We start from the raw sequence: 20,165 nt of genomic DNA, 5'->3' as shown, positions 1-20,165 counted from the left end.
GCCCGGATTGGACTTCAGCACAAGGGGGCGCGGCGACGCCCCGGACAGGAGCGATAGCGATGGACGGATTGTCGAATGCCAGCCTGGGGCGGCTGGGCCAGCCCGGCCCCCTCTATGATCGTGCCGGGCTGCGGGCGGGGATATTGCATTTCGGCGTCGGCAATTTCTTCCGCGCCCATCAGGCGGCCTATCTGGACCGGCTGATGAACATGGGGCTGGCGCAGGATTTCGCCATCATCGGCGCGGGCGTCATGCCGGGCGACGAGGCGATGCGCCAGGCGCTGGCGGCGCAGGATCACCTCTATACGCTGGTCGAGCAATCCGCCGAACGGTCGCAGGCGCGGGTGCTGGGGCCGGTCGTGGATTTCATCGCGCCGGGCGATGCCGCGCGGCTGATCGCGACCATGGCCGACCCGGCGATCCGCATCGTCTCGCTGACCATCACCGAGGGCGGCTATTTCATCGACGCCACGACCGGCCATTTCGATCCCGCCCATCCGGCCATCGCGGCGGACGGGCAGACCCCCGAGGCGCCGGCCACGGTCTTCGGCCTGATCGTGGCCGGGCTGAAGGCACGTCGCGCCGCGGGCCATCCGCCCTTCACCGTCATGTGCTGCGACAACATCCCCCATAACGGCGCCGTCACGCGCGAGGCGGTGGTGGGAACCGCGCGGCTCTCGGACCCGGATCTTGCCGCCTGGATCGAGGCCGGGGTGGCCTTTCCCAACGCGATGGTGGACCGGATCACGCCCGCCACCTCGGACCGCGAACGGCGGCTGGTGCGCGAGGAATTCGGCATCCCCGACCAGGTCCCGGTCTTCTGCGAGGATTTCACCCAATGGGTGCTGGAGGACAGCTTCCCCGCCGGCCGCCCGCCGCTGGAACAGGCCGGCGTGGAATTCGTCGCTGATGTGACCCCGTGGGAGCTGATGAAGATCCGCATCCTGAACGGCGGTCACGCGGTCATCGCCTATCCGGCCGGGCTGATGGACATCCATTTCGTCCACGAGGCGATGGAGAACCCGCTGGTGCGCGGCTTCCTGGAAAAGGTCGAGGCCGACGAGATCATCCCCGCCGTGCCGCCGGTGCCCGGCACCGATCTGGCCGCCTATTTCGCCCGCGTGGCCGAACGCTGCGCCAATTCCAAGATCGGCGACACGGTGCGCCGGCTGTGCCTCGACGGCTCGAACCGGCAGCCGAAATTCATCATCCCGACCATCGCCGACCGGCTGGCGCGGGGCTTGCCGGTCACCGGCCTGGCGCTGGAATCGGCGCTGTGGTGCCGCTATTGCGCGGGCGTCAGCGACAGCGGCGCGGTGATCGAGCCCAATGATCCGAACTGGGACCGGCTGACCCGGGTGGCACAGGCCGCGCGGCAGGACCCGGCGGCCTGGCTGGCCATGTCCGAGATCTATGGCGAAACCGGCCGCGATCCGGTCTTCGCGGGCGCCTTCGCCGACTGGCTGGCCCGGCTGTGGCGCGAGGGCACGCCCGCGACGCTTGCCGCCTATCTGGGCCGCTAGAGGGCGGCGGATGATCGGGCGGGCAGGGGCCGATGCGGTGCGGCGGGACGATGGCTGCGGGCTGATCTTCGATTGCGACGGCGTGCTGGTCGATTCCGAGCCGCTGGCGGCCGAGGAACTGGCCGCCACCCTGCGCGGGCTTGGCCTGCCCATCGGCACCCAGCGGATCTATGACGAATTCCTGGGCCGCTCGGTGGAGGTGCTGATCGAGACCGCGCTGCGCGACCACGGCACCGACCTGCGCCCCGCGATGCCGGGCTTCGCCGCGCGGCTGGAGGCCGCCTTTCGCCGCCGGCTGGGCCCGATCCGCGGCATGGCCGAGGCGCTGCAGGCGCTGGCCGGGCCGCGCGCCGTCGCCTCGTCCAGCGGCCCCGAGCGGCTGGCGCTGTCCTTGCGGCTGACCGGGCTGGGGCGGTTCTTCGGCACGCATGTCTATTCCTCGGCGATGGTCGCGCGCGGCAAGCCCGCCCCCGACCTGTTCCTGCACGCCGCGCGCGGCATCGGCGTGGCGCCCGAAAACTGCATCGTGATCGAGGACAGCCCCTCGGGCATCCGCGCCGCCCGCGCGGCGGGGATGCGGGTGATCGGCTTTCTGGGCGGCAGCCATGCCGGGCAGGCGCGGCTGGCCGAACGGCTGGCCGAACTGCGGCCCGATGCGCTGATTGAACATGCCGCGGATTTGCCCAACACTCTGGCGCGTCTGGACTGAGACCGTAAAGGGAGAGAGACGTGCTGTTTGGCGCCGTGGATGTGGGCTCGGCCTGTGTGCGTGCGGGGCTTTTCGCGCCGGACGGCAGGCTGCTGGCGCGGGCCAGCCGCGGGTTTTCCCTGATCCCCGGCCCGGACGGCCAGGCGGGCCATGATTTCGCCGAGATCTGGCAGGGCGTGGCCGATGCGCTGGCCGAGGCGCGGCGCATGGCCGGGGCGGCGCCCTCGCAGCTGCGCGCGCTGGCCTTCGACGCGACCTGCTCGCTGGTCGTCGATGCGCCCGGCTTCGCGCCCGACGTGATCGCCTGGCATGACCATCGCGCGCTGGCCGAGGCGGCGGAACTGGGCCGGATCGCGCATGAGGTGGTGGCGCGGGCCGGCGGCTCGGTCTCGCCCGAGATGCAGACGCCCAAGCTGATGTGGCTGGCCCGCCGCCGCCCCGAGACCTGGGCCGCGCTGCGCGGCATCCGCGACCTGTGCGACCAGCTGGCCTGGCGCGCGACGGGGATCGAGGCGCGCTCGCTCTGCGCGGCGGCGGCGAAATGGCCCTGGCTGCCCGATCGCGGCGGCTGGCAGCGCGACCTGATGCGCCGGGTCGGGATCGACGGCTTTCCGCGCCCCGGCAAGGTCCTGGCGCCCGGCGACCGCATCGGCTGCCTGTCCGAACGCGGCGCGGCGGAACTGGGGCTGGACCGCGACACCGTGGTCGCGGCCGGGCTGATCGACGCCTTCGCCGGGGCGCTGGGGGCCGCGCCCGACATGCCGGCGCTGATCGCGGGCACCTCGAATTGCGTGATGGCGCGCGACGTGCCGCGGCGGCCGGGCCTCTGGGGTCCCTATCCCGGCGCCATCCTGTCCGGCGAGGCGGTGACCGAGGGCGGCCAGTCCGCGACCGGCGCGGTGCTGGAGGCGATCCGCCGCCTCTATCCGGGGCCCCAGACGCATGACGCGATCCTGGCCCGCATCGCCCGCGCGCCCGATGGCCGGGCCGGGGACCTGCCCGAAGACCTGCATGTGCTGCCCGATTTCAAGGGCAACCGCGCGCCCTTCGCCGATCCGCTGATGCGCGGGGTGATCCATGGCCTGCCGCTGGATCGCGACATTCCGGCGCTGGACCGTCTCTACTGGCGGGCGGCGGTCGGGATCGCGCTGGGAACGCGGCAGGTGATCGGGCATATGGGCCTGCAGCCCCACGCGCTGGCCATGGCGGGCGGGCAGGCGCGTGCGGGTCTGATGCGCCAGCTTTATGCCGACACGACCGGGGCCGAGATCCACTGGCAGCCCGAGGACGCGGTGCTGCGCGGCTCGGCCATTGCCGCCGCCGCGCCGCTGATGGGCGGGATCCGCGCGGCGCGGGCGGCATTCGCCCGTCCCGTCCAGGTCACGCGCCCCGATCCGGGCCGGCGCGCGGCGCGCGAACGCGACTGGCGCATCTTCCTGCGGATGCAGCAGCACCGGGACGAGATCGCGGGGATGTAGGCCGCTAGTCCAGCAGCGCGGCGCCGGTCGTCGCGTCGGTGATCAGCCCGCTGATCAGCCCGCCCTCCAGCGCGGCGCGGATCGCCGGGATCTTCTCGGCTCCGAAGGCCGCGCCGACCACCAGCGTCGTGTCGCGCGGCGGGATCGGGGCCGAGGCGACGCGGTCGTTGCTGAGCCCCTGGATCAACCGCCCCGAGGCGTCATAGGCCCAGCCGGTGATCTCGCCCACGGCGCCGGCTTCGACCAGCAGCTCCAGCTCTGCCGAGCTGAGAAAGCCGTCCTGCATCAGCGCCGCGTTGCGGTCCAGCGTGCCGATGCCCACGAAGGCCACCTCGGCCGAGGCCGACATCTCGATCACCCGGCGGATGCCGGGCTGGGCGGTGATGGCGGCGCATTCGGCGGGGCTGGGCGCGATCACCGGCAGGGGCAGGGGGAAGCTGCGGGCCGTGACCAGTTCCGACATGGAAAACAGAACGTTGTAATAGGCGGTCGAGCCGTCGGGCGCGATGTTTCCGGTCAGCGAAACGATCCGGTGCCGGGGGCAGTCGATATGGGGCAGGGCGGCCAGCGCGGCGCGCAGCGTGCGCCCGGTGCCGATGGCGAGGGTCAGGGGATCGGGCCGGCGCAGCCAGTCCTCCATCACGTCGGCCAGCATATGCGCGACCCCGGCCTCGGGGGCGTCGGCGGGGGCGATCTCGCAAAGCCGCAGACCCCAGCGCGCGCGCAGCTTCGCGGCCAGTTCCAGGCAATCGGCGAAGGGGTGATCGATGCGGATCTTGACCAGGCCCTCGGCCGTGGCCTGGGCCACCAGCCGCTGCGCGGTCTGGCGCGACACGCCCATCAGCCCGGCGATCTCGTCCTGGGTCTTGCCGGCGACATGGGACAGCCATGCCGCCCGCGCCGCCTGTTCCAGCTTCCGTCCTTGGTTCGACATCCGGCCTGCCTTGCCTCTCGCGCGCCCTGGGCGCGGATTTCTTCCGGCAAAATCTATCCCGGACGGCGCGGCCCCGTCCAGATGGGCGGGGCCTGGCAGGGCGGTTTTCCCGTCCCGCCAGGCCCCGTTCTGGCGCCCGGTGTCTTGACTGGGCAGGGAGCGCTCAGCGGCGCCAGTTCGCGGGAACGTCCCAGACCGGGCGTTCCAGTTCCGCCTGGACCTGGTCGCGGGTCAGGCCAATGTCGTGCAGCTGGCTGTCGTCCAGTCGCGCCAGCTCGATGCGGGTGCGCCGCACATCGAACATGGTCAGGACGCGTGCGAGCCAGTTCGGGCGCGGCACGATACCCTGGCCGGTCGCGACGGGCAGCATTGCAAGGGATTTCTGTGCCATGGTTCAACTCCGATGATGAATTCCATCATGTCAAATGATGGGTTATCCGTTTGTCATTTTGACAATTGATAAATAGGCCGTCGCGTCGTATTTGTGAAACGAATGATTTTGATCCGAAGCATCACGGAGATTGAACCATGCGAAATCTCGACATCGCCACGATCCGCTCGTTGCAGGCGGTGGCCGAATACGGCTCGGTCACCCGCGCGGCCGAGACGCTGCACATGACGCAAAGCGCGCTGTCGATGCAGATGAAGCGGCTGGAGGAGCTGTTCCGCGAGCCGATGCTGGTCAAGCAGGGGCGCGGCGTGGTGCTGTCCGACTTCGCCACCGAGCTTCTGATCGAGGGCCGCAAGCTGGTGGCGCTGAACGATTCGATCCTGGCGCGCTTCACCGACGAACGTCCCGAGCGGCGGCTGCGCGTCGGGCTGACCAGCGACTGGCTGTTCGCCAAGGTCGCGCAGGCGGTACGGGATTTCCGCCAGAACAACCCCTCCGTCGCGCTGATCATCAACGATGCCCGCAGCAAGGACCTGCGCGAGCAGATGAAGCGCGGCGACCATGACGTGATCCTGACCACGGAATTCGAGGCGCCGCCGGGGGCGATCCACCTGGCCAAGGTCGACCTGGCCTGGTTCGGCGCGATCGGCGGCCAGGCCTGGACCCAGCGGCCGCTGCCGATCGCGAATTCGCCGCATTGCGCCTATTACCCGATCGGCATGGCGGCGCTGGATCGCTGCGGGATCGAATGGGTCCAGGGCGTGGCCGATGGCGGCAGCGACACCTGGAAGGTCAGCGCGGCGGCGGATCTGGGCGTCACCATCCTGCCGCGCGGCATTTCCCAGTCGGGGCTGGAGCCGGTCGAGCATGGCGGCGCGCTGCCGCCCCTGCCGCCGACCTGGCTGAACGTCTATGTCGCCGATGGCCCGGCCCGGCGCGAGGCGGCCGATTTCGCGGGCTATCTGCGGCGCGCGGTCTGCGAGGTCGCGGCGGCGGCGGCCTGAGCCCGGGGGCTCTGCCCCCAGCCCTCATGACCCCTCGACGGGGTCATGAGGGCTTCCCCCGGGATATTTTCGCCAAGATGAAAGCGGCCGGGTTGGGATGGGTATCAGACGACGACGGCGGCGCCTTCGGTCGCGGGGCCGGCGACGGCGCGGAAGGCCGCGAACATCTCTCGGCCCATGCCTTCGGAGCTGGTCGAGGGGTCGAAGGCGGCGGGCTGGCGGTCGTCGAAATCCGCCGCCAGGCAGTCGATCCGGCCGGTCACCGCGTCGAGGCGGATCACGTCGCCGTCGCGGACCCGCGCCAGCGGCCCGCCAACCGAAGCCTCGGGCGAGACATGGATCGCCGCCGGCACCTTGCCCGAGGCGCCCGACATCCGCCCGTCGGTCAGCAGCGCCACCTTCAGCCCGCGATCCTGCAGCACCGCCAGCGTCGGCGTCAGCGAATGCAGTTCCGGCATGCCGTTGGCGCGCGGGCCCTGGAAGCGGACGACGACGATCGTGTCCTCGGTGAATTCGCCGGCCTTGAAGGCGGCCTTGACCTGTTCCTGGTCGCTGAATACGCGGGCCTTCGCCTCGATGACATGGCGTTCGGGGGCGACGGCGCTGACCTTGATGACGCCCCGGCCCAGGTTGCCCTGGAGCTGCTTCAGCCCGCCGGTCTGCGCGAAGGGATCGGTGGCGGGGCGCAGGATCTTGTCGTTCAGCGTCTCGCTTGCCCCGGCCTCCCAGCGGATCCGGTCGCCGTCCAGCTTGGGTTCGGCGGTGTAGCCGTCGAGGCCGGTGCCGTTGATGGTCTTGACGTCGGGATGCAGCAGCCCGGCCTCCAGCAGCTGCCCGATCATGTAGCCCAGGCCCCCGGCGGCGTGGAAATGGTTCACGTCGGCCAGCCCGTTGGGATAGACGCGCGCCATCAGCGGCACCGATTCCGAGATGTCGTGGAAATCCTCGATGTCGATCAGCACGCCGGCCGCGCGGGCCATGGCGGGCAGGTGCAGCACCAGGTTGGTCGAGCCGCCCGTCGCCATCAGCCCGACGATGCCGTTGACGAAGGCGCGCTCGTCCAGGACCTCGCCCGCGGGCAGGAAGTCGTTGCCCAGCCGGGTGATGGCCGCCGCGCGCTGGACGCCGGCCACCGTCAGCGCCTCGCGCAGGGGCGTGTTCGGGTTGACGAAGCTGGAGCCGGGCAGGTGCAACCCCATGAACTCCATCAGCATCTGGTTGGAATTCGCGGTGCCGTAGAAGGTGCAGGTGCCGGGGCTGTGATAGGAGGCCATCTCGGCCGCCATCAGCGCGTCGCGGCCGACCTCTCCGGTGGCGAATTGCTGGCGGACCCTGGATTTTTCGTCATTGGGCAGGCCCGAGGGCATCGGGCCGGCCGGGATGAAGACCGCGGGGACATGGCCGAAGGTCGCCGCCGCGATGACCAGCCCCGGCACGATCTTGTCGCAGACCCCCAGGTAAAGCGCCGCGTCGAAACAGTCATGCGACAGCCCCACCCCGGCGGCCAGCGCGATCACGTCGCGGGAAAACAGCGACAGCTCCATCCCCGCGCGGCCCTGCGTGACGCCGTCGCACATGGCCGGCACGCCGCCCGCGACCTGCACCGTCGCCCCCGCCGCATGGCCGGCGCGGCGGATGATGTCGGGAAACCGCTCATAGGGCTGATGCGCCGAGAGCATGTCGTTATAGGCGGTCACGATGCCGATATTGGGCTTGCGCGTCCTCGCCATGTCCTCCTTGTCGGGCATGGCCGCATAGGCATGGGCCTGGTTGCCGCAGGACAGATGCGCCCGTCGCGGGCCGTCCTCGGCGGCGCGGGCGATCTTGGCAAGATAGGCGGCGCGGGTTTTCGCCGAACGCTCGCGGATCCTGTCGGTGACGCGGTCGATCGTGGCGTGAAGGGACATGGCTGGCTCCTCTGGCTCTTGCAGGGAATATAGACCGTTAGCGTTAACGGTTCAACCGCCGCCGTCATCGGCCGCGGGGTGCTTGTGCCTTGCGGGCGCCCGTGTCAGATCGGCGGGGAAAGGAATGCTGACATGAGCGAACTGCCCGTCATCCGCCTGCGCCCGAAATCGAAGCCGCAGGCGATCCGACATGGTTTTCCCTGGGTCTTCGCCGACGAGGCGGTGCTGGACCGCAGGACGCGCAACATACCGGCCGGCGGCTTCGCGGTGCTGGAGGATGCCGAGCGCCGGCCGCTGGGGCTGGTGACGGTCAATCCCGGCTCGAAGATCGTGGCGCGGGTGATGGACCCCGATGCGGGGGCGCGGATCGACGACGCCTGGCTGCGGGCGCGGATCGGCCGGGCGCTGGCGATGCGGCAGCGGCTTTACGACCAGCCCTTCTACCGGCTGGCCCATGCCGAGGCCGACGGCTTGCCCGGCCTGGTCATCGACCGTTTCGGCGATGCCGCGGTGATCCAGCCCAATGCGGCCTGGGCGGATGCGATGGCCGACCGGATCGCCGATGCGCTGGCCGAGGTCGCGGGGGTCGGGACGGTGATCCTGAACGGCCAGGGCCGCGCGCGCGGGCTGGAGGGGCTGGACGAGCGGATGGAGGTGCTGCGGGGCATCGCGCCCGAGGCGCCGGTAGAGGTCGCGATGAACGGCGCCATCTACCTGGCCGACCTGTTGGGCGGGCAGAAGACCGGGCTGTTTTATGACCAGCGCCCCAACCACGCCTTCGCGCAGCGCCTGGCGATGGGTGCGCGGGTGCTGGACGTGTTCAGCCATGTCGGCGGCTTCGGCCTGGCCGCGCTGGCGGCGGGGGCGGATCATGCCACCTGCGTCGATGGCAGCGCCGCCGCGCTGGAACTGGCCGCCGGGGGCGCGCGGGCGATGGGCGCGGGCGCGCGGCTGGCGGTGATGCGCTCGGACGCGTTCGAGGCGCTGGAGGAGCTGGCCACCGGGGATCGCCGTTTCGATCTGGTGATCTGCGATCCGCCGGCCTTCGCGCCCTCGAAACAGGCGCTGGAGGCGGGGCTGCGCGCCTATGAGCGGGTGGCGAAGCTGGCCGCGCCGCTGGTGGCGCCGGGGGGCTATCTGGGCCTGTGCAGCTGTTCCCATGCCGCCGACCTGACCGCCTTCCGCAATGCCAGCGCGCGCGGCATCGGCCGGGGCGGGCGGCGCGGCGTGCTGATCCATAGCGGGCAGGCCGGGCCGGACCATCCGACGCTGCCGCAGCTGGCCGAGACCGGATATCTGAAGGCGCTGTTCTTCCGGCTGGACGGATGAGGGCGGTTCTGGACGCCAATGTCCTGTTCCCGACCATCCTGCGCGAGATCCTGGCCGATGTCGCGGCGGCGGGGCTCTATCAGCCGCTGTGGTCGCAGCGCATCCTTGACGAATGGCGCCACGCCGCTGCCCGGCTGGGACCCGAGGCGGGCTCCGTTGCGGGGGCCGAGATCGCGCTGCTGCAGGACCGCTTTCCGGCCGCCTGCGTCGCGCCGCAGGGCACGGTCCTGGCGATCGATCTGCCCGACCCGGCCGATGCCCATGTGGTCGAGGCCGCGCTTGCCGGAAAGGCTGCCCTGATCGTGACCGCGAATCTGCGCGATTTTCCGCGCGGGGCGATGGCCTCGCTGGGGCTGCGGGCGATCCATCCCGACGCCTTCCTGCTGGAGCTGCTGGCGGACGGCCAGCAGGTGGTCCAGCGTGCAGCCCAGGCCGCGCGCGACAAGGCGGCGCGGATGGGCGGCGACATGGCGCTGGCGATGATGCTGAAACGGGCAAGGTTGCCGCGGCTGGCCAAGGCTCTGAAAGGATAGGGGACCCGAAAGGTGAAGGACTTGTTGTTATCGCTAACAAGCGTTATTCGGGACGCGGACGACAAGGAGGACGGCATGGTCTCGCGTGTGATCCCGGTCGATGAATTCGATCTCGTGATCTTTGGTGCAACCGGCGATCTGGCGCAGCGCAAGATCCTGCCGGGGCTTTTCCGGCGCTATGTTGCGGGTCAGATCCCCGAAGGCGCCCAGATCATCGGCGCTGCCCGGACCGAGCAGGATGACGCGGGCTTTCGCGACGCGGCGGCGGCGGCGATCCGGGAATTCGGCAGCGTGCCCAAGGGCGATCCGCAACTGACGGAATTCCTGCGCCACCTCAGCTATGTGGCCATCGACGCGAAGGGCGAGGACGGCTGGCCGGCGCTGAAGCAGAAGATGCGCGGCGGCGTGGTCCATGCCTTCTATTTCTCGGTCGCGCCGGCGCTGTTCGGCGACATTGCCGAAAGGCTGGCGGGGCACGGCATCGCCGATGCCGACAGCCGCATCGTGGTCGAAAAGCCCTTCGGCCGCGACCTGGCGACGGCGCGGGCGCTGAACGCCACGCTGGCGCGGCATTTCGACGAGCATCAGATCTACCGGATCGACCATTACCTGGGCAAGGAGACCGTCCAGAACCTGATGGCGGTGCGCTTCGCCAATATCCTGTTCGAGCCGCTGTGGAACGCGCAGTTCATCGACCATGTGCAGATCACCGTGGCCGAAACCGTGGGCGTCGCCGGGCGCGGCAGCTATTACGACAAGTCCGGCGCGATCCGCGACATGGTGCAGAACCACATGATGCAGCTTCTGTGCCTGATCGCGATGGAGCCGCCCTATCACTTCGACCCCGATGCGGTGCGCGACGAGAAGCTGAAGGTGATCCGCGCGCTGGAGCCGGTCGCGCCCGTCGACATCGTGCGCGGCCAGTACCAGGCCGACGGCGAGGGCGCGGGCTATCTGGCCGATGCCGAGAACCCCGATTCGCGCACCGAAAGCTATGTCGCGATGAAGGTCCGCATCTCGAACTGGCGCTGGCAGGGCACGCCCTTCTACCTGCGCACCGGCAAGAAGCTGCGCGCCCGCACCAGCGAGATCGCCATCACCTTCAAGGAGCCGCCGCATTCGATCTTCGACGACAGCGGCGAGCCCAAGGCGAACGAGCTTGTCATTCGCCTGCAGCCGAACGAAGGTATGAACCTGAAGGTGATGATCAAGGAGCCGGGTCCGGGCGGGATGCGGCTGGTGCAGGTGCCGCTGGACATGTCCTTCGCCGACGCGCTTGGCCCCGAGGGCGCCGACATGCCCGACGCCTATGAACGGCTGATCATGGACGTGATCCGCGGCAACCAGACGCTGTTCATGCGCGGTGACGAGGTCGAGGCGGCATGGGCCTGGACCGATCCGATCATCGCCGCATGGGAGGAAGGCAAGCAGCGGCCCGAACCCTATGACGCGGGCTCCTCGGGGCCCGAAGAGGCGCTGCGCCTGATGCATCGCGACAACCGCCGATGGAGGGAGATTCGCGCATGAGCATGGAATTCAAGGAATATCCCGACCGGGAAATGCTGGCCCTGTCGCTGGCCGACCGGATCGCCGGCCAGCTGGGCCAGCATCTGCGCACCAATCCGGCCGCCTCGCTGTGTGTTCCCGGCGGCTCGACCCCGATCCCGGTCTTCGAGACGCTGAGCGGCGCCGATATCGACTGGGAGCGGGTGACGATCTTTCTGGGCGACGAACGCTGGGTGGATGGCGAGCACAAGCGCTCGAACGGGCGGCTTCTGCGGCGGCACCTGCTGCGCGACCGGGCGGCGGCGGCCAGCCATATCGACCTCTATACCGGCCATGAGCGGCCCGAGGACGCGGCGGACGTGCTGTCGCAGCGCATCGCCGAGCATCTGCCGATCACCGTGGCGCTGCTGGGCATGGGCAACGACATGCACACCGCCAGCCTGTTTCCCGGCGCCGACCGGCTGGCCGAGGCGCTGGCCTCGGACGCGCCGCCGCTGATGGCGATCCGCGCGCCCGGCGCCGAGGAGCCGCGCCTGACGCTGACCCGGCCGGTCCTGTCGAAGGCGATGCATCTCCATCTGCTGATCATGGGCCCGGAAAAGCGCGAGGCGCTGGAACGGGCGCAGAAGCTGGACCCGACCGAGGCGCCGATCCGGGCGTTTCTGGACGCGGCCACCGTCCATTGGGCCGAATAGGCCCTCTGGTCCGAAAGAAAGAGGGACATCCGCATGACGACGATCTGGAACCGCCTGGCCGATTACCGCGCGGCGCAGGGCGATACCCGAATCACCGACCTGTTCGAGGCCGACCCCGACCGGGCGGAAAACTTCGCGACCCAGGCCGACGGGTTGGTCTTCGACTGGTCGAAGACGCTGATCGACGCCGGCGCGCGCGACCTGCTGCTGGAGCTGGCGCGCGGCGCCGACCTGGAGGCGCGGCGCGAGGCGATGTTCGCCGGCGCGCGGATCAACGAGACCGAGGGCCGGGCGGTGCTGCACACGGCGCTGCGCAATCTGTCGGGCAGCGTGGTGCTGGACGGGCAGGACGTGATGCCCGAGCTGCGCGCGACCCATGACCGGATGGCGGGTTTTGCGCGCGACCTGCGCTCGGGCGCGTTTTCGGGGCAGGGCGGGCGCATCACCGATGTGGTGAATATCGGCATCGGCGGCTCGGACCTGGGACCCTACATGGCGGTGCTGGCCCTGGCGCCCTTTCATGACGGGCCGCGGGTGCATTTCGTTTCCAACGTGGACGGCGCCGATATCGCGGATACGCTGAAGGGGCTGGATCCGGCGACGACGCTGGTGATCGTGGCGTCGAAGACCTTCACCACCATCGAGACCATGACCAATGCGCAGACCGCGCGGGACTGGATGGCCGGGTCGGTCGCCCAGCCGGCGGCGCAATTCGCGGCGCTGTCCTCGGCCACGGAGAAGACGGCGGATTTCGGCATCGACCTCTCGCGGGTCTTCGGCTTCGAGGACTGGGTCGGCGGGCGCTATTCCGTCTGGGGCCCGATCGGGCTGTCGCTGATGCTGGCCATCGGCCCCGAGCGTTTCGACGAATTCCTGGCGGGCGGCGCGGCGATGGACGCGCATTTCCGCGCGGCGCCGCTGGAGGCCAACCTGCCCGTCCTGCTGGCGCTGGTCGGCATCTGGCATCACCAGGTCTGCGGATATCCGACCCGCGCCGTGCTGCCCTATGACAACCGCCTGCTGCGGCTGCCCGCCTATCTGCAGCAGCTGGAAATGGAATCGAACGGCAAGCGCGTGGCGATGGACGGCAGCGAACTGGCCGTGCCCTCGGGACCCGTGGTCTGGGGCGAGCCGGGCACCAACGGCCAGCACGCCTTCTATCAGCTGATCCATCAGGGCACCTCGGTCGTGCCCTGCGAATTCATCCTTGCCGCGCGCGGGCACGAGGAGGCGCTGGCGCATCACCACATCCTTCTGGCCGCGAACTGCCTGGCGCAATCCGAGGCGCTGATGCGCGGCCGCTCGCTCGAGGAGGCGCGGGCGCTGATGGCGGCCAGGGGACTGGAGGGGCCCGAGCTGGAACGCCAGGCGCGGCACCGGGTCTTTCCGGGCAACCGGCCCTCGACCACGCTGCTGATGCGGCAGCTGACGCCCTACACGCTGGGGCAGGTCGTGGCGCTTTATGAGCATCGGGTCTTCGTCGAGGGGGTGATCCTGCGGATCAACAGCTTCGACCAGTGGGGGGTCGAGCTGGGCAAGGAGCTGGCGCTGAAGGTCGAGCCGCTGCTGAAGGGCGAGGATGCGGCGGGGCACGATGCCTCGACCCTGCATCTGGCGCGCCTCTTCCGGTCGATGCGCGGCTAGGCGAGGCGGGGGGGCTGTCTGCCCCCCGGTTCCCGTTCCGGGAACTCCCCCCGAAGGTATTTTCAAGGAGTGCGAGGGGGCCTTGTCAGGCCTTTTCCAGCAGGGCTTCGCCGGCGCTGACGCTGCAGGTGCCGGGGGAATCCTCGATGTCGACCACCTCGAAGCGGCCATCCTTCAGCAGCGCGGCAAAGCGCTTGCAGCGGCCGTAAAGCCCGGCGGGCGGCGCGTCGAAGGACAGGCCAAGCGCCTGGGTGACGCTGCCATCGGCATCGGCCAGGACCTCGATCCCGGCCTTGTCGGCGCCGGTCGCCCTGGCCCAGGCATCGGTCACGAAGGGATCGTTCACGGTCAGGCAGACGATCCGGTCGACGCCCTTGGCCCGGAAGGCGTCGGCGCTGCGGATGAAGCTGGGCATATGCGCATTGGTGCAGGTGCCGGTGAAGGCGCCCGGCAGGCCGAAAATCGCCACCCGGCCGCTGGCCAGCCCGGCCAGGTCGACCGCTTCGGGGCCGTTCTCGCCCACGCGCAGGGCTTGGCCCGCTGGCAGCTTGTCTCCGACGGTGATGGTCATGGCGTCCTCCTGAATTGCAACGGATTCGCGGCGACTATAGGGTGCCGCCCGGTGATGGGCCAGTGTGATAGGGCCGCTGGCCAGAGCGACGGAGACGGGAATGCGCATCGTGATCCTTGGGGCGGGGCAGGCGGCGGCCTCGATGGCGGCGCGGCTGCGCGCGAAGGGGCATGACGGCCCGCTGACCGTGATCGGGGCCGAGCCGGTCGCGCCCTACCAGCGCCCGCCGCTGTCCAAGGCCTATCTGCTGGGCCAGATGGGGCTGGACCGCCTGCTGCTGCGTGCGCCCGAATGGTGGGCCGAGCAACGGATCGAGCTGCGCCTGGGCGAAACCGCGACGGCGATCGACCGGGCCGCGAAACGGGTGACGACCAGCGCGGGGCAGCTGCCCTATGACGCGCTGGCGCTGACGCTCGGCGCCGCGCCGCGCCGCCTGCCGGCCGCCCTGGGGGGCGATCTGCCGGGCACCCATGTGATCCGCGGCTTGGCCGATGTCGATGCGCTGGCCGCCCAGATGCGGCCCGGCCGGCGGCTGGTGGTGATCGGCGGCGGCTATATCGGGCTGGAGGCCGCCGCCGTGGCCCGCAAGCTGGGGCTCGAGGTCACGCTGGTCGAGGCCGCGCCGCGCATCCTGGGCCGGGTGGCCGCGGCGGAAACGGCGGAGATGATCCGCGCGCTGCACCTGGCGCATGGGGTCGAGATTCTCGAAGGCGCCCCGATCCAACGCATCGCCGGCACGACCCGCGCCGAGGGCGTCGCGCTGGCCGACGGCCGCCAGCTGCCGGCCGACCTGGTGGTGATGGGGATCGGCGTCCTGCCCGAGACCACGCTGGCCGCGACCGCGGGCCTGACGCTGCAGGACGGCATCGCCACCGACGCCTTCGGCCGGACCTCCGACCCGGCGATCTGGGCGGCGGGCGATTGCGCAAGCTTTCCCCAGCCGGGCGGGCGCCTCCGCCTGGAAAGCGTCGGCGGCGCCATCGACATGGCCGAATGCGTGGCCGACAACATGCTGGGGGCGAACCGCCCCTATGCCGCCCGGCCGTGGTTCTGGTCCGACCAGTTCGACGCCAAGCTGCAGATCGCCGGGCTGAACAGCGGCCATGACCGCATCGTCACCCGCCCCGGCGACGGCCAGCATGGCGGCTCGGTCTGGTATTTCCGCGACGCCCGGCTGATCGCCGTGGACGCGCTGAACGACGCCCGCGCCTACATGATCGGCAAGCGCCTGATCGAGGCCGGCCGCTCTCCCGATCCCGACCTCATCCCCTCCGCCCCCGATCTCAAGGCGCTGCTCGCATGATGCTTCTTCGTTGCGCAAATACCCTCGGGGGGAGCCCCGCAGGGGCCGGGGGGCAGACGGCCCCCCGTCATCGCGGGACGCAACCGGGTTCCCGCCCATGAGGATCGTCGGCGGCAGCCTGCGCGGGTTGAAGCTGGCCGAGCTGGGCGAGGGCGACCTGGCCGCGCATCTGCGCCCGACCACCGACCGGGTGCGCGAATCGATCTTCAACCTGCTGGTTAATGGCAGCCACGGCAACCCGGTCCCCGGCGCGCGGGTGCTGGACCTCTTCGCGGGCACCGGCGCGCTGGGGCTCGAGGCGCTGTCGCGCGGCGCCGCGCGGGTGGCCTTCGTCGATGAGGGCACTCGCGCCCGCGCGCTGATCCGCGCCAATGTCGAGCGCGCCCGCGCCATGGGCGCAACCGATCTCTGGCGCCGCGACGCCACCCGGCTGGGCCAGAACCGCGGCGCGGGTTTCACGCTGGTCTTCCTCGATCCGCCCTATGGGCAGGGCCGCGGCGAAGCCGCGATCGCCTCGGCGCTGGCCGGCGGCTGGATCGCGCCCGGCGCCATGATCGTGTGGGAGGAATCGCGCCCGCCCGTCGTTCCCGCGCCGCTGGTCCAGATCGACCAGCGCCGCTATGGCGACAGCATCGTGACGCTGGCGCGGATGCCGGACGCCTAGGCCCGCGCCGCGATCACCGCGGCGGCCGCCTCCAGCCCGCCGGTGCCATGCGGCACCTTCAGCGCGCACATGCCCGCCTCCATCGCACCCAGGACGCCCATGACCATCGCCGCGTTGCAATGGCCCATATGGGCCACGCGCAAGGCGTTCGGCGGATCCTCGGCCCCCAGGCCGATGCCGAGCGTGACGCCCGCCTTCGCCGCGGTCCAGGCCCGCAGCTCCTCGGCGCCCGGCAGGTGGATCGCCGTGACCGAGGCCGCCCGCCGCGCCGGATCGGCGACCGCCAGCCGGATCGCCGGATTGCCGCGCCCCCAGGCGTCGACCGCGGCCCAGACCGTCTCGGCCAGCGCATGATGGCGCGCCCAGACGGCCTCCAAGCCCTCCTCGTCGAGGATCATGCGCAGCGCCTCGTCAAGGGCGTGGATCTGCTGGACCGGCGGCGTGCCGCCCCAGAACCGCCACAGCGCCTCGGCATTGGCGCGCAGATGCCAGTCCCAGACCGGCGTGGTCAGGCTGGTCCGGCCGCGCGCCGCCGCCCGGTCGGAAAACCACAGGAAACAGGTCCCCGGCAGGCACATCAGCCCCTTCTGGCTGGCCGAGATCAGCACGTCCACGCCCCATTCGTCCATCTTCATCGGCGCCGAGCCGAGCGAGGCGATGGCATCCACCACCAAGAGCGCCGGATGATCGCCCATCGCCGCCCGGATCGCCGCGATATCGGCGCTGGCCGAACTGGCGGTGTCGATCTGGCAGACCAGCACGGCGCGGATATCCTGCGCCTTGTCCGCCGCCAGCCGCTCGGCCAGCCGGGCCGGATCGGGCGGCGCCAGGCCGAAATCCAGCAGCTCGACCGCGATCCCCATCTCGGCCAGCTGCGCCGCCCAGCTGCGGCCGAAATGGCCCGAGGTCAGCGCCAGCACCCGCTCGCCCGCATCGAACAGGTTGGCGGCCGAGGCCTCCCAGCCGACATGGCCGTTGCCGATATAGGGCGCCAGATGGGCGCGCGTGCCCGCCAGCCGCTTCAGCTGCGCCATGACCGACAGGTTCAGCTCGGCCAGCTCGTCGCCGTAGATGTCGGGCGAGGCGCGATGGGCGGCGCGCAGCACGCGGTCGGGCAGGGGCGAGGGACCGGGGATCGAGAGAATAGGGCGGCCGGAAGCAAGGCTCATGGCGGGACTTTCGCGGGTGCAATCGCCGATCGGTAGTCCGCCGCCCGCCCGGCGTCAACCTGGGCAGGGGGGCGCTGCCCCCCGCCGCTGCGCGGCTCCCCCCGAGGTATTTGGAAGGAGCGCGAGGGGCGGGCCGATCGAGGGCATGGGCCCTCGCGCTCCTTTCGAAATACCTGCGGGGTGAATTGGCCGCAGGCCAAGAGGGGGCGGCGAGCCCCCTTTCTTCCCCTTTCCGGCCAGCGGCTTGCCCCGGGTCGGCCGGACGGGTTAATGCTGTGGCGGACGCGCGGACCTTGCCCGGCCCGGCCCGACGCGCTGCCCGATCGATCACAGATGCAGGAAGCCGTGCCCCAGACCGTCGAAACCCCGTCCCTGTTCCGCCGCTTCTGGACGGATTACCTGCGCCGGCATCGCGGCAGCATGGTGGTGGCCTTCCTGCTGATGACGCTGGAAGGCTCTACCCTGGCGCTGATCTCGTGGATGCTGAAGCCGCTTTTCGACCGGGTCTTCGTCGGGCGCGAGGAGGGCGCGATCTGGTGGGTCGGCGGCGCCATCTTCTGCATCTTCCTGCTCCGGGCGCTGACGCTGGTGGCGGGGCGGTCGCTGTTGACGCGGATCTCGCTGGGGATCTCGACCCTGATGCAGCGCGACCTTCTGGCCCATATCATGCTGCTGGACGGCCGCTTCTTCCGCGACAACCCGCCCGGCGCGCTGATCGAGCGGGTGCAGGGCGACACGATCGCGGTGCAGGGGGTCTGGGCCACGCTGATCACCGGCGCGACCCGCGACATCATCGCCCTGTTCATGCTGTTCGCGGTCGCCGTCACCATCGACCCGGTCTGGACCGTGGCCGCGCTGATCGGCGCGCCGATCCTGATCGCGCCTGCCGCGCTGGTCCAGCGCTACATCCGCCGCAAGGTCGCCCAGAGCCGGGTCAATGCCAGCGCGCGCGCCACCCGGCTGGACGAGGTGCTGCATGGCATCGCCTCGATCCGGCTGAACCGCGCCGAGGATGTCCAGAACCGCCGCTTCGGCGAGATCGTCGACCGCATCCGCCAGGCCGAGGTGAAGGTGGCCGCGACCAGCGTGGTGATCCCGGCGCTGACCGATATCGTCACCGGCATCGGCTTCGTCTCGGTCCTGGCGCTTGGCGGCGCGCAGGTGATGGAGGGCGAGCGCAGCGTCGGCGATTTCATGGCCTTCTTCAGCGCGCTGGCGCTGGCCTTCCAGCCGATGCGCCGGCTGGGCACGCTGGCCGGCAGCTGGCAGACCGCCGCCGCCAGCCTGGAGCGGATCTACCAGGTGCTGGATACGCGGCCCACGATCCGCTCGGGGCCGCGCAAGGCGCCGCCCGAGGAGACCTCGATCCGGCTGGAGGATGTCTGGCTGTCCTATGAAGGCCATACGGTGCTGCACGGCCTGTCCTTCGCGGCCGAGGCCGGGCGGACCACCGCGCTGGTCGGGCCTTCGGGGGCGGGCAAGTCGACCGTCTTCAACCTGCTGACGCGAATGGTCGATCCCGATCGCGGGCAGGTCCTGCTGGGCGGCGTGCCGGTTTCGGACTATGACCTGGGCGTGCTGCGCGACCAGTTTTCCACCGTGGCGCAGGAGGCGGCGCTGTTCGACGAATCCCTGCGCGAGAACGTGCTGATGGGGCGGCCCGATGCCGGGCCGGACGCCCTGGCGCGGGCGCTGGACGCCGCCCATGTCACCGAATTCGCCAGCATCCAGCCCCTGGGGCTGGACCAGCCGGTGGGGCCGCGCGGCTCCAGCCTGTCGGGCGGGCAGCGCCAGCGCGTGGCCATCGCCCGCGCGATCCTGCGCGACGCGCCGGTGTTGCTCTTGGACGAGGCCACCAGCGCGCTGGACACCGCCAGCGAGCGGCTGGTGCAGGATGCGCTGGACCGGCTGTCGCGGGGCCGCACGACGCTGGTGATCGCGCATCGCCTGTCCACGATCCGCAATGCCGACAAGATCGTGGTGATCGAGGCGGGCAGGGTTGTCGAAGAGGGCAGCCATGACCAGTTGATGGCGAAGGGCGGCGCCTATGCCCGCCTGGTCGCGCTGCAATTCGGAGAGGACACATGAGCCGCCAGATCATCCGCGTCACCGGCGAGGATCGCCTGGAATTCCTGCAGGGGTTGGTGACGAATGACGTCCGCCGCGCCCCCTGCTGGGCGGCGCTGCTGACGCCGCAGGGGAAATACCTGGCCGATTTCCTGATCATTCCGCGGGGCGACGCGCTGCTGCTGGATGTCCATGCGGATCTGGCCGGGGACCTGATGCGGCGGCTGGGCATGTACAGGCTGCGCTCGAAGGTGGCGCTGGAACCCGTCGAGATGGCCGTCGCCCGCGGCACCAGCCCGGCCCCCGAGGGCGCCATCGCCGATCCGCGGCACGAGGCGCTCGGCTGGCGGCTCTATGGCAAGGGCGGCGATGACGGCAGCGACTGGGACGCGATCCGCGTGGCCCATTGCATCCCGGAAACGCTGGTCGAGCTGATCCCCAACGAGACCTTCATCCTGGAAGCCGGGTTCGAGCGCCTGCATGGCGTCGATTTCCGCAAGGGCTGCTATGTCGGGCAGGAGGTCACCGCGCGGATGAAGCACAAGACCGAACTGCGCAAGGGGCTGACGACGCTGCGCATCGAGGGCGCGGCGCCGGTCGGCACGAAGATCCTGCGCGAGGGGCGCGAGGTCGGCACGCTGTTCACCCGGTCGGGCGGCCGTGCCATCGCCCATGTCCGCTTCGACCGGCTGGGCGAGGGGATGGAGGCCGGCGAGGCCCGCCTTTCCGCCGAATGAC

Annotated in this window: 18 protein-coding genes; 13 read left to right on the top strand and 5 right to left on the bottom strand. The window is 70.6% G+C overall.

The features are described 5' to 3' along the window. Positions 1 to 59: 59 nt before the first annotated feature. Genes C9E82_RS02290 through C9E82_RS02280 form a run of 3 tightly spaced genes read left to right on the top strand, consistent with a single transcriptional unit; the run spans position 60 to position 3,710 of the window. A complete protein-coding gene (locus C9E82_RS02290) occupies positions 60 to 1,523 on the top strand; it encodes a mannitol dehydrogenase family protein (protein WP_119896512.1) in 1,464 nt (487 codons plus the stop codon). Between the two features lie 10 nt (positions 1,524 to 1,533). Next, positions 1,534 to 2,232, top strand: coding sequence for an HAD family hydrolase (locus C9E82_RS02285; RefSeq protein ID WP_119896511.1), 699 nt, complete (start codon positions 1,534 to 1,536; stop codon positions 2,230 to 2,232). A gap of 20 nt (positions 2,233 to 2,252) precedes the next feature. Beyond that, positions 2,253 to 3,710 carry an FGGY-family carbohydrate kinase gene (locus C9E82_RS02280; RefSeq protein WP_119896510.1) on the top strand — a complete coding sequence of 486 codons (1,458 nt, stop codon included), beginning with the start codon at positions 2,253 to 2,255 and terminating at the stop codon, positions 3,708 to 3,710. 4 nt (positions 3,711 to 3,714) lie between these two features. Here the strand turns inward: C9E82_RS02280 and C9E82_RS02275 are convergent, their stop codons facing one another. Together C9E82_RS02275 and C9E82_RS02270 are read right to left on the bottom strand one after the other, a co-directional pair. Continuing rightward, positions 3,715 to 4,644, bottom strand: a complete 930-nt coding sequence (locus C9E82_RS02275) for a sugar-binding transcriptional regulator (protein ID WP_119896509.1) — start codon at positions 4,642 to 4,644, stop codon at positions 3,715 to 3,717. A 163-nt stretch (positions 4,645 to 4,807) separates the two neighbouring features. Beyond that, on the bottom strand, positions 4,808 to 5,035 hold the full coding sequence (locus C9E82_RS02270; protein ID WP_170161971.1) for a DUF1127 domain-containing protein: 228 nt from the start codon (positions 5,033 to 5,035) through the stop codon (positions 4,808 to 4,810). A gap of 137 nt (positions 5,036 to 5,172) precedes the next feature. Here C9E82_RS02270 and C9E82_RS02265 point away from each other — a divergent pair, with 137 nt between their 5' ends. Beyond that, positions 5,173 to 6,039, top strand: a complete 867-nt coding sequence (locus tag C9E82_RS02265) for a LysR family transcriptional regulator (protein WP_119896507.1) — start codon at positions 5,173 to 5,175, stop codon at positions 6,037 to 6,039. 104 nt (positions 6,040 to 6,143) lie between these two features. Here the strand turns inward: C9E82_RS02265 and edd are convergent, their stop codons facing one another. Then, the gene (edd, locus tag C9E82_RS02260) at positions 6,144 to 7,946 is read right to left on the bottom strand and encodes a phosphogluconate dehydratase (protein ID WP_119896506.1); all 1,803 of its coding nucleotides are present in this window, start codon (positions 7,944 to 7,946) and stop codon (positions 6,144 to 6,146) included. Positions 7,947 to 8,078: 132 nt separating this feature from the next. Here edd and C9E82_RS02255 point away from each other — a divergent pair, with 132 nt between their 5' ends. The 5 genes from C9E82_RS02255 to pgi all read left to right on the top strand — a co-directional run bounded on the left by C9E82_RS02255 (position 8,079) and on the right by pgi (position 13,653). Next, positions 8,079 to 9,275: an RSP_2647 family RNA methyltransferase gene (locus C9E82_RS02255; protein ID WP_119896505.1), complete on the top strand. Its 1,197-nt coding sequence runs from the start codon at positions 8,079 to 8,081 to the stop codon at positions 9,273 to 9,275. Continuing rightward, positions 9,272 to 9,808: an RSP_2648 family PIN domain-containing protein gene (locus tag C9E82_RS02250; protein ID WP_119896504.1), complete on the top strand. Its 537-nt coding sequence runs from the start codon at positions 9,272 to 9,274 to the stop codon at positions 9,806 to 9,808. The genes C9E82_RS02255 and C9E82_RS02250 overlap by 4 nt, the downstream gene beginning before the upstream one ends. Positions 9,809 to 9,883: 75 nt before the next feature. Further along, on the top strand, positions 9,884 to 11,335 hold the full coding sequence (gene zwf, locus C9E82_RS02245; protein WP_119896503.1) for a glucose-6-phosphate dehydrogenase: 1,452 nt from the start codon (positions 9,884 to 9,886) through the stop codon (positions 11,333 to 11,335). 2 nt (positions 11,336 to 11,337) lie between these two features. Further along, positions 11,338 to 12,009: a 6-phosphogluconolactonase gene (gene pgl, locus C9E82_RS02240; protein ID WP_119896502.1), complete on the top strand. Its 672-nt coding sequence runs from the start codon at positions 11,338 to 11,340 to the stop codon at positions 12,007 to 12,009. Positions 12,010 to 12,042: 33 nt separating this feature from the next. Next, entirely contained in the window at positions 12,043 to 13,653 is a 1,611-nt protein-coding gene (gene pgi, locus C9E82_RS02235; RefSeq protein ID WP_119896501.1) for a glucose-6-phosphate isomerase, read from the top strand. A gap of 85 nt (positions 13,654 to 13,738) precedes the next feature. On the opposite strand, the gene C9E82_RS02230 is transcribed toward pgi, so the two are convergent. After that, complete coding sequence (locus tag C9E82_RS02230) at positions 13,739 to 14,224, bottom strand: peroxiredoxin (RefSeq protein ID WP_119896500.1); 486 nt, start codon at positions 14,222 to 14,224, stop codon at positions 13,739 to 13,741. Positions 14,225 to 14,324: 100 nt separating this feature from the next. On the opposite strand from C9E82_RS02230, the gene C9E82_RS02225 reads away from it, so the two are divergent. Both C9E82_RS02225 and rsmD read left to right on the top strand, forming a co-directional pair. Then, positions 14,325 to 15,527: an NAD(P)/FAD-dependent oxidoreductase gene (locus tag C9E82_RS02225; RefSeq protein ID WP_119896499.1), complete on the top strand. Its 1,203-nt coding sequence runs from the start codon at positions 14,325 to 14,327 to the stop codon at positions 15,525 to 15,527. Positions 15,528 to 15,624: 97 nt separating this feature from the next. Continuing rightward, complete coding sequence (gene rsmD, locus C9E82_RS02220; protein WP_119896498.1) at positions 15,625 to 16,191, top strand: 16S rRNA (guanine(966)-N(2))-methyltransferase RsmD; 567 nt, start codon at positions 15,625 to 15,627, stop codon at positions 16,189 to 16,191. On the opposite strand, the gene C9E82_RS02215 is transcribed toward rsmD, so the two are convergent. Continuing rightward, entirely contained in the window at positions 16,188 to 17,360 is a 1,173-nt protein-coding gene (locus C9E82_RS02215) for a pyridoxal-phosphate-dependent aminotransferase family protein (RefSeq protein WP_119896497.1), read from the bottom strand. The genes rsmD and C9E82_RS02215 overlap by 4 nt on opposite strands. 333 nt (positions 17,361 to 17,693) lie before the next feature. Here C9E82_RS02215 and C9E82_RS02210 point away from each other — a divergent pair, with 333 nt between their 5' ends. Next, positions 17,694 to 19,448, top strand: a complete 1,755-nt coding sequence (locus C9E82_RS02210; RefSeq protein WP_119896546.1) for an ABC transporter ATP-binding protein — start codon at positions 17,694 to 17,696, stop codon at positions 19,446 to 19,448. After that, positions 19,445 to 20,164 carry a CAF17-like 4Fe-4S cluster assembly/insertion protein YgfZ gene (ygfZ, locus tag C9E82_RS02205; protein ID WP_119896496.1) on the top strand — a complete coding sequence of 240 codons (720 nt, stop codon included), beginning with the start codon at positions 19,445 to 19,447 and terminating at the stop codon, positions 20,162 to 20,164. The genes C9E82_RS02210 and ygfZ overlap by 4 nt, the downstream gene beginning before the upstream one ends. Position 20,165 lies beyond the last annotated feature (1 nt).

The sequence above is a fragment of the Paracoccus sigandri genome, from assembly GCF_003709565.1.
Classification (GTDB): Bacteria; Pseudomonadota; Alphaproteobacteria; order Rhodobacterales; family Rhodobacteraceae; genus Paracoccus; species Paracoccus siganidrum.
This window is presented reverse-complemented; position numbering and strand designations above follow the sequence as displayed.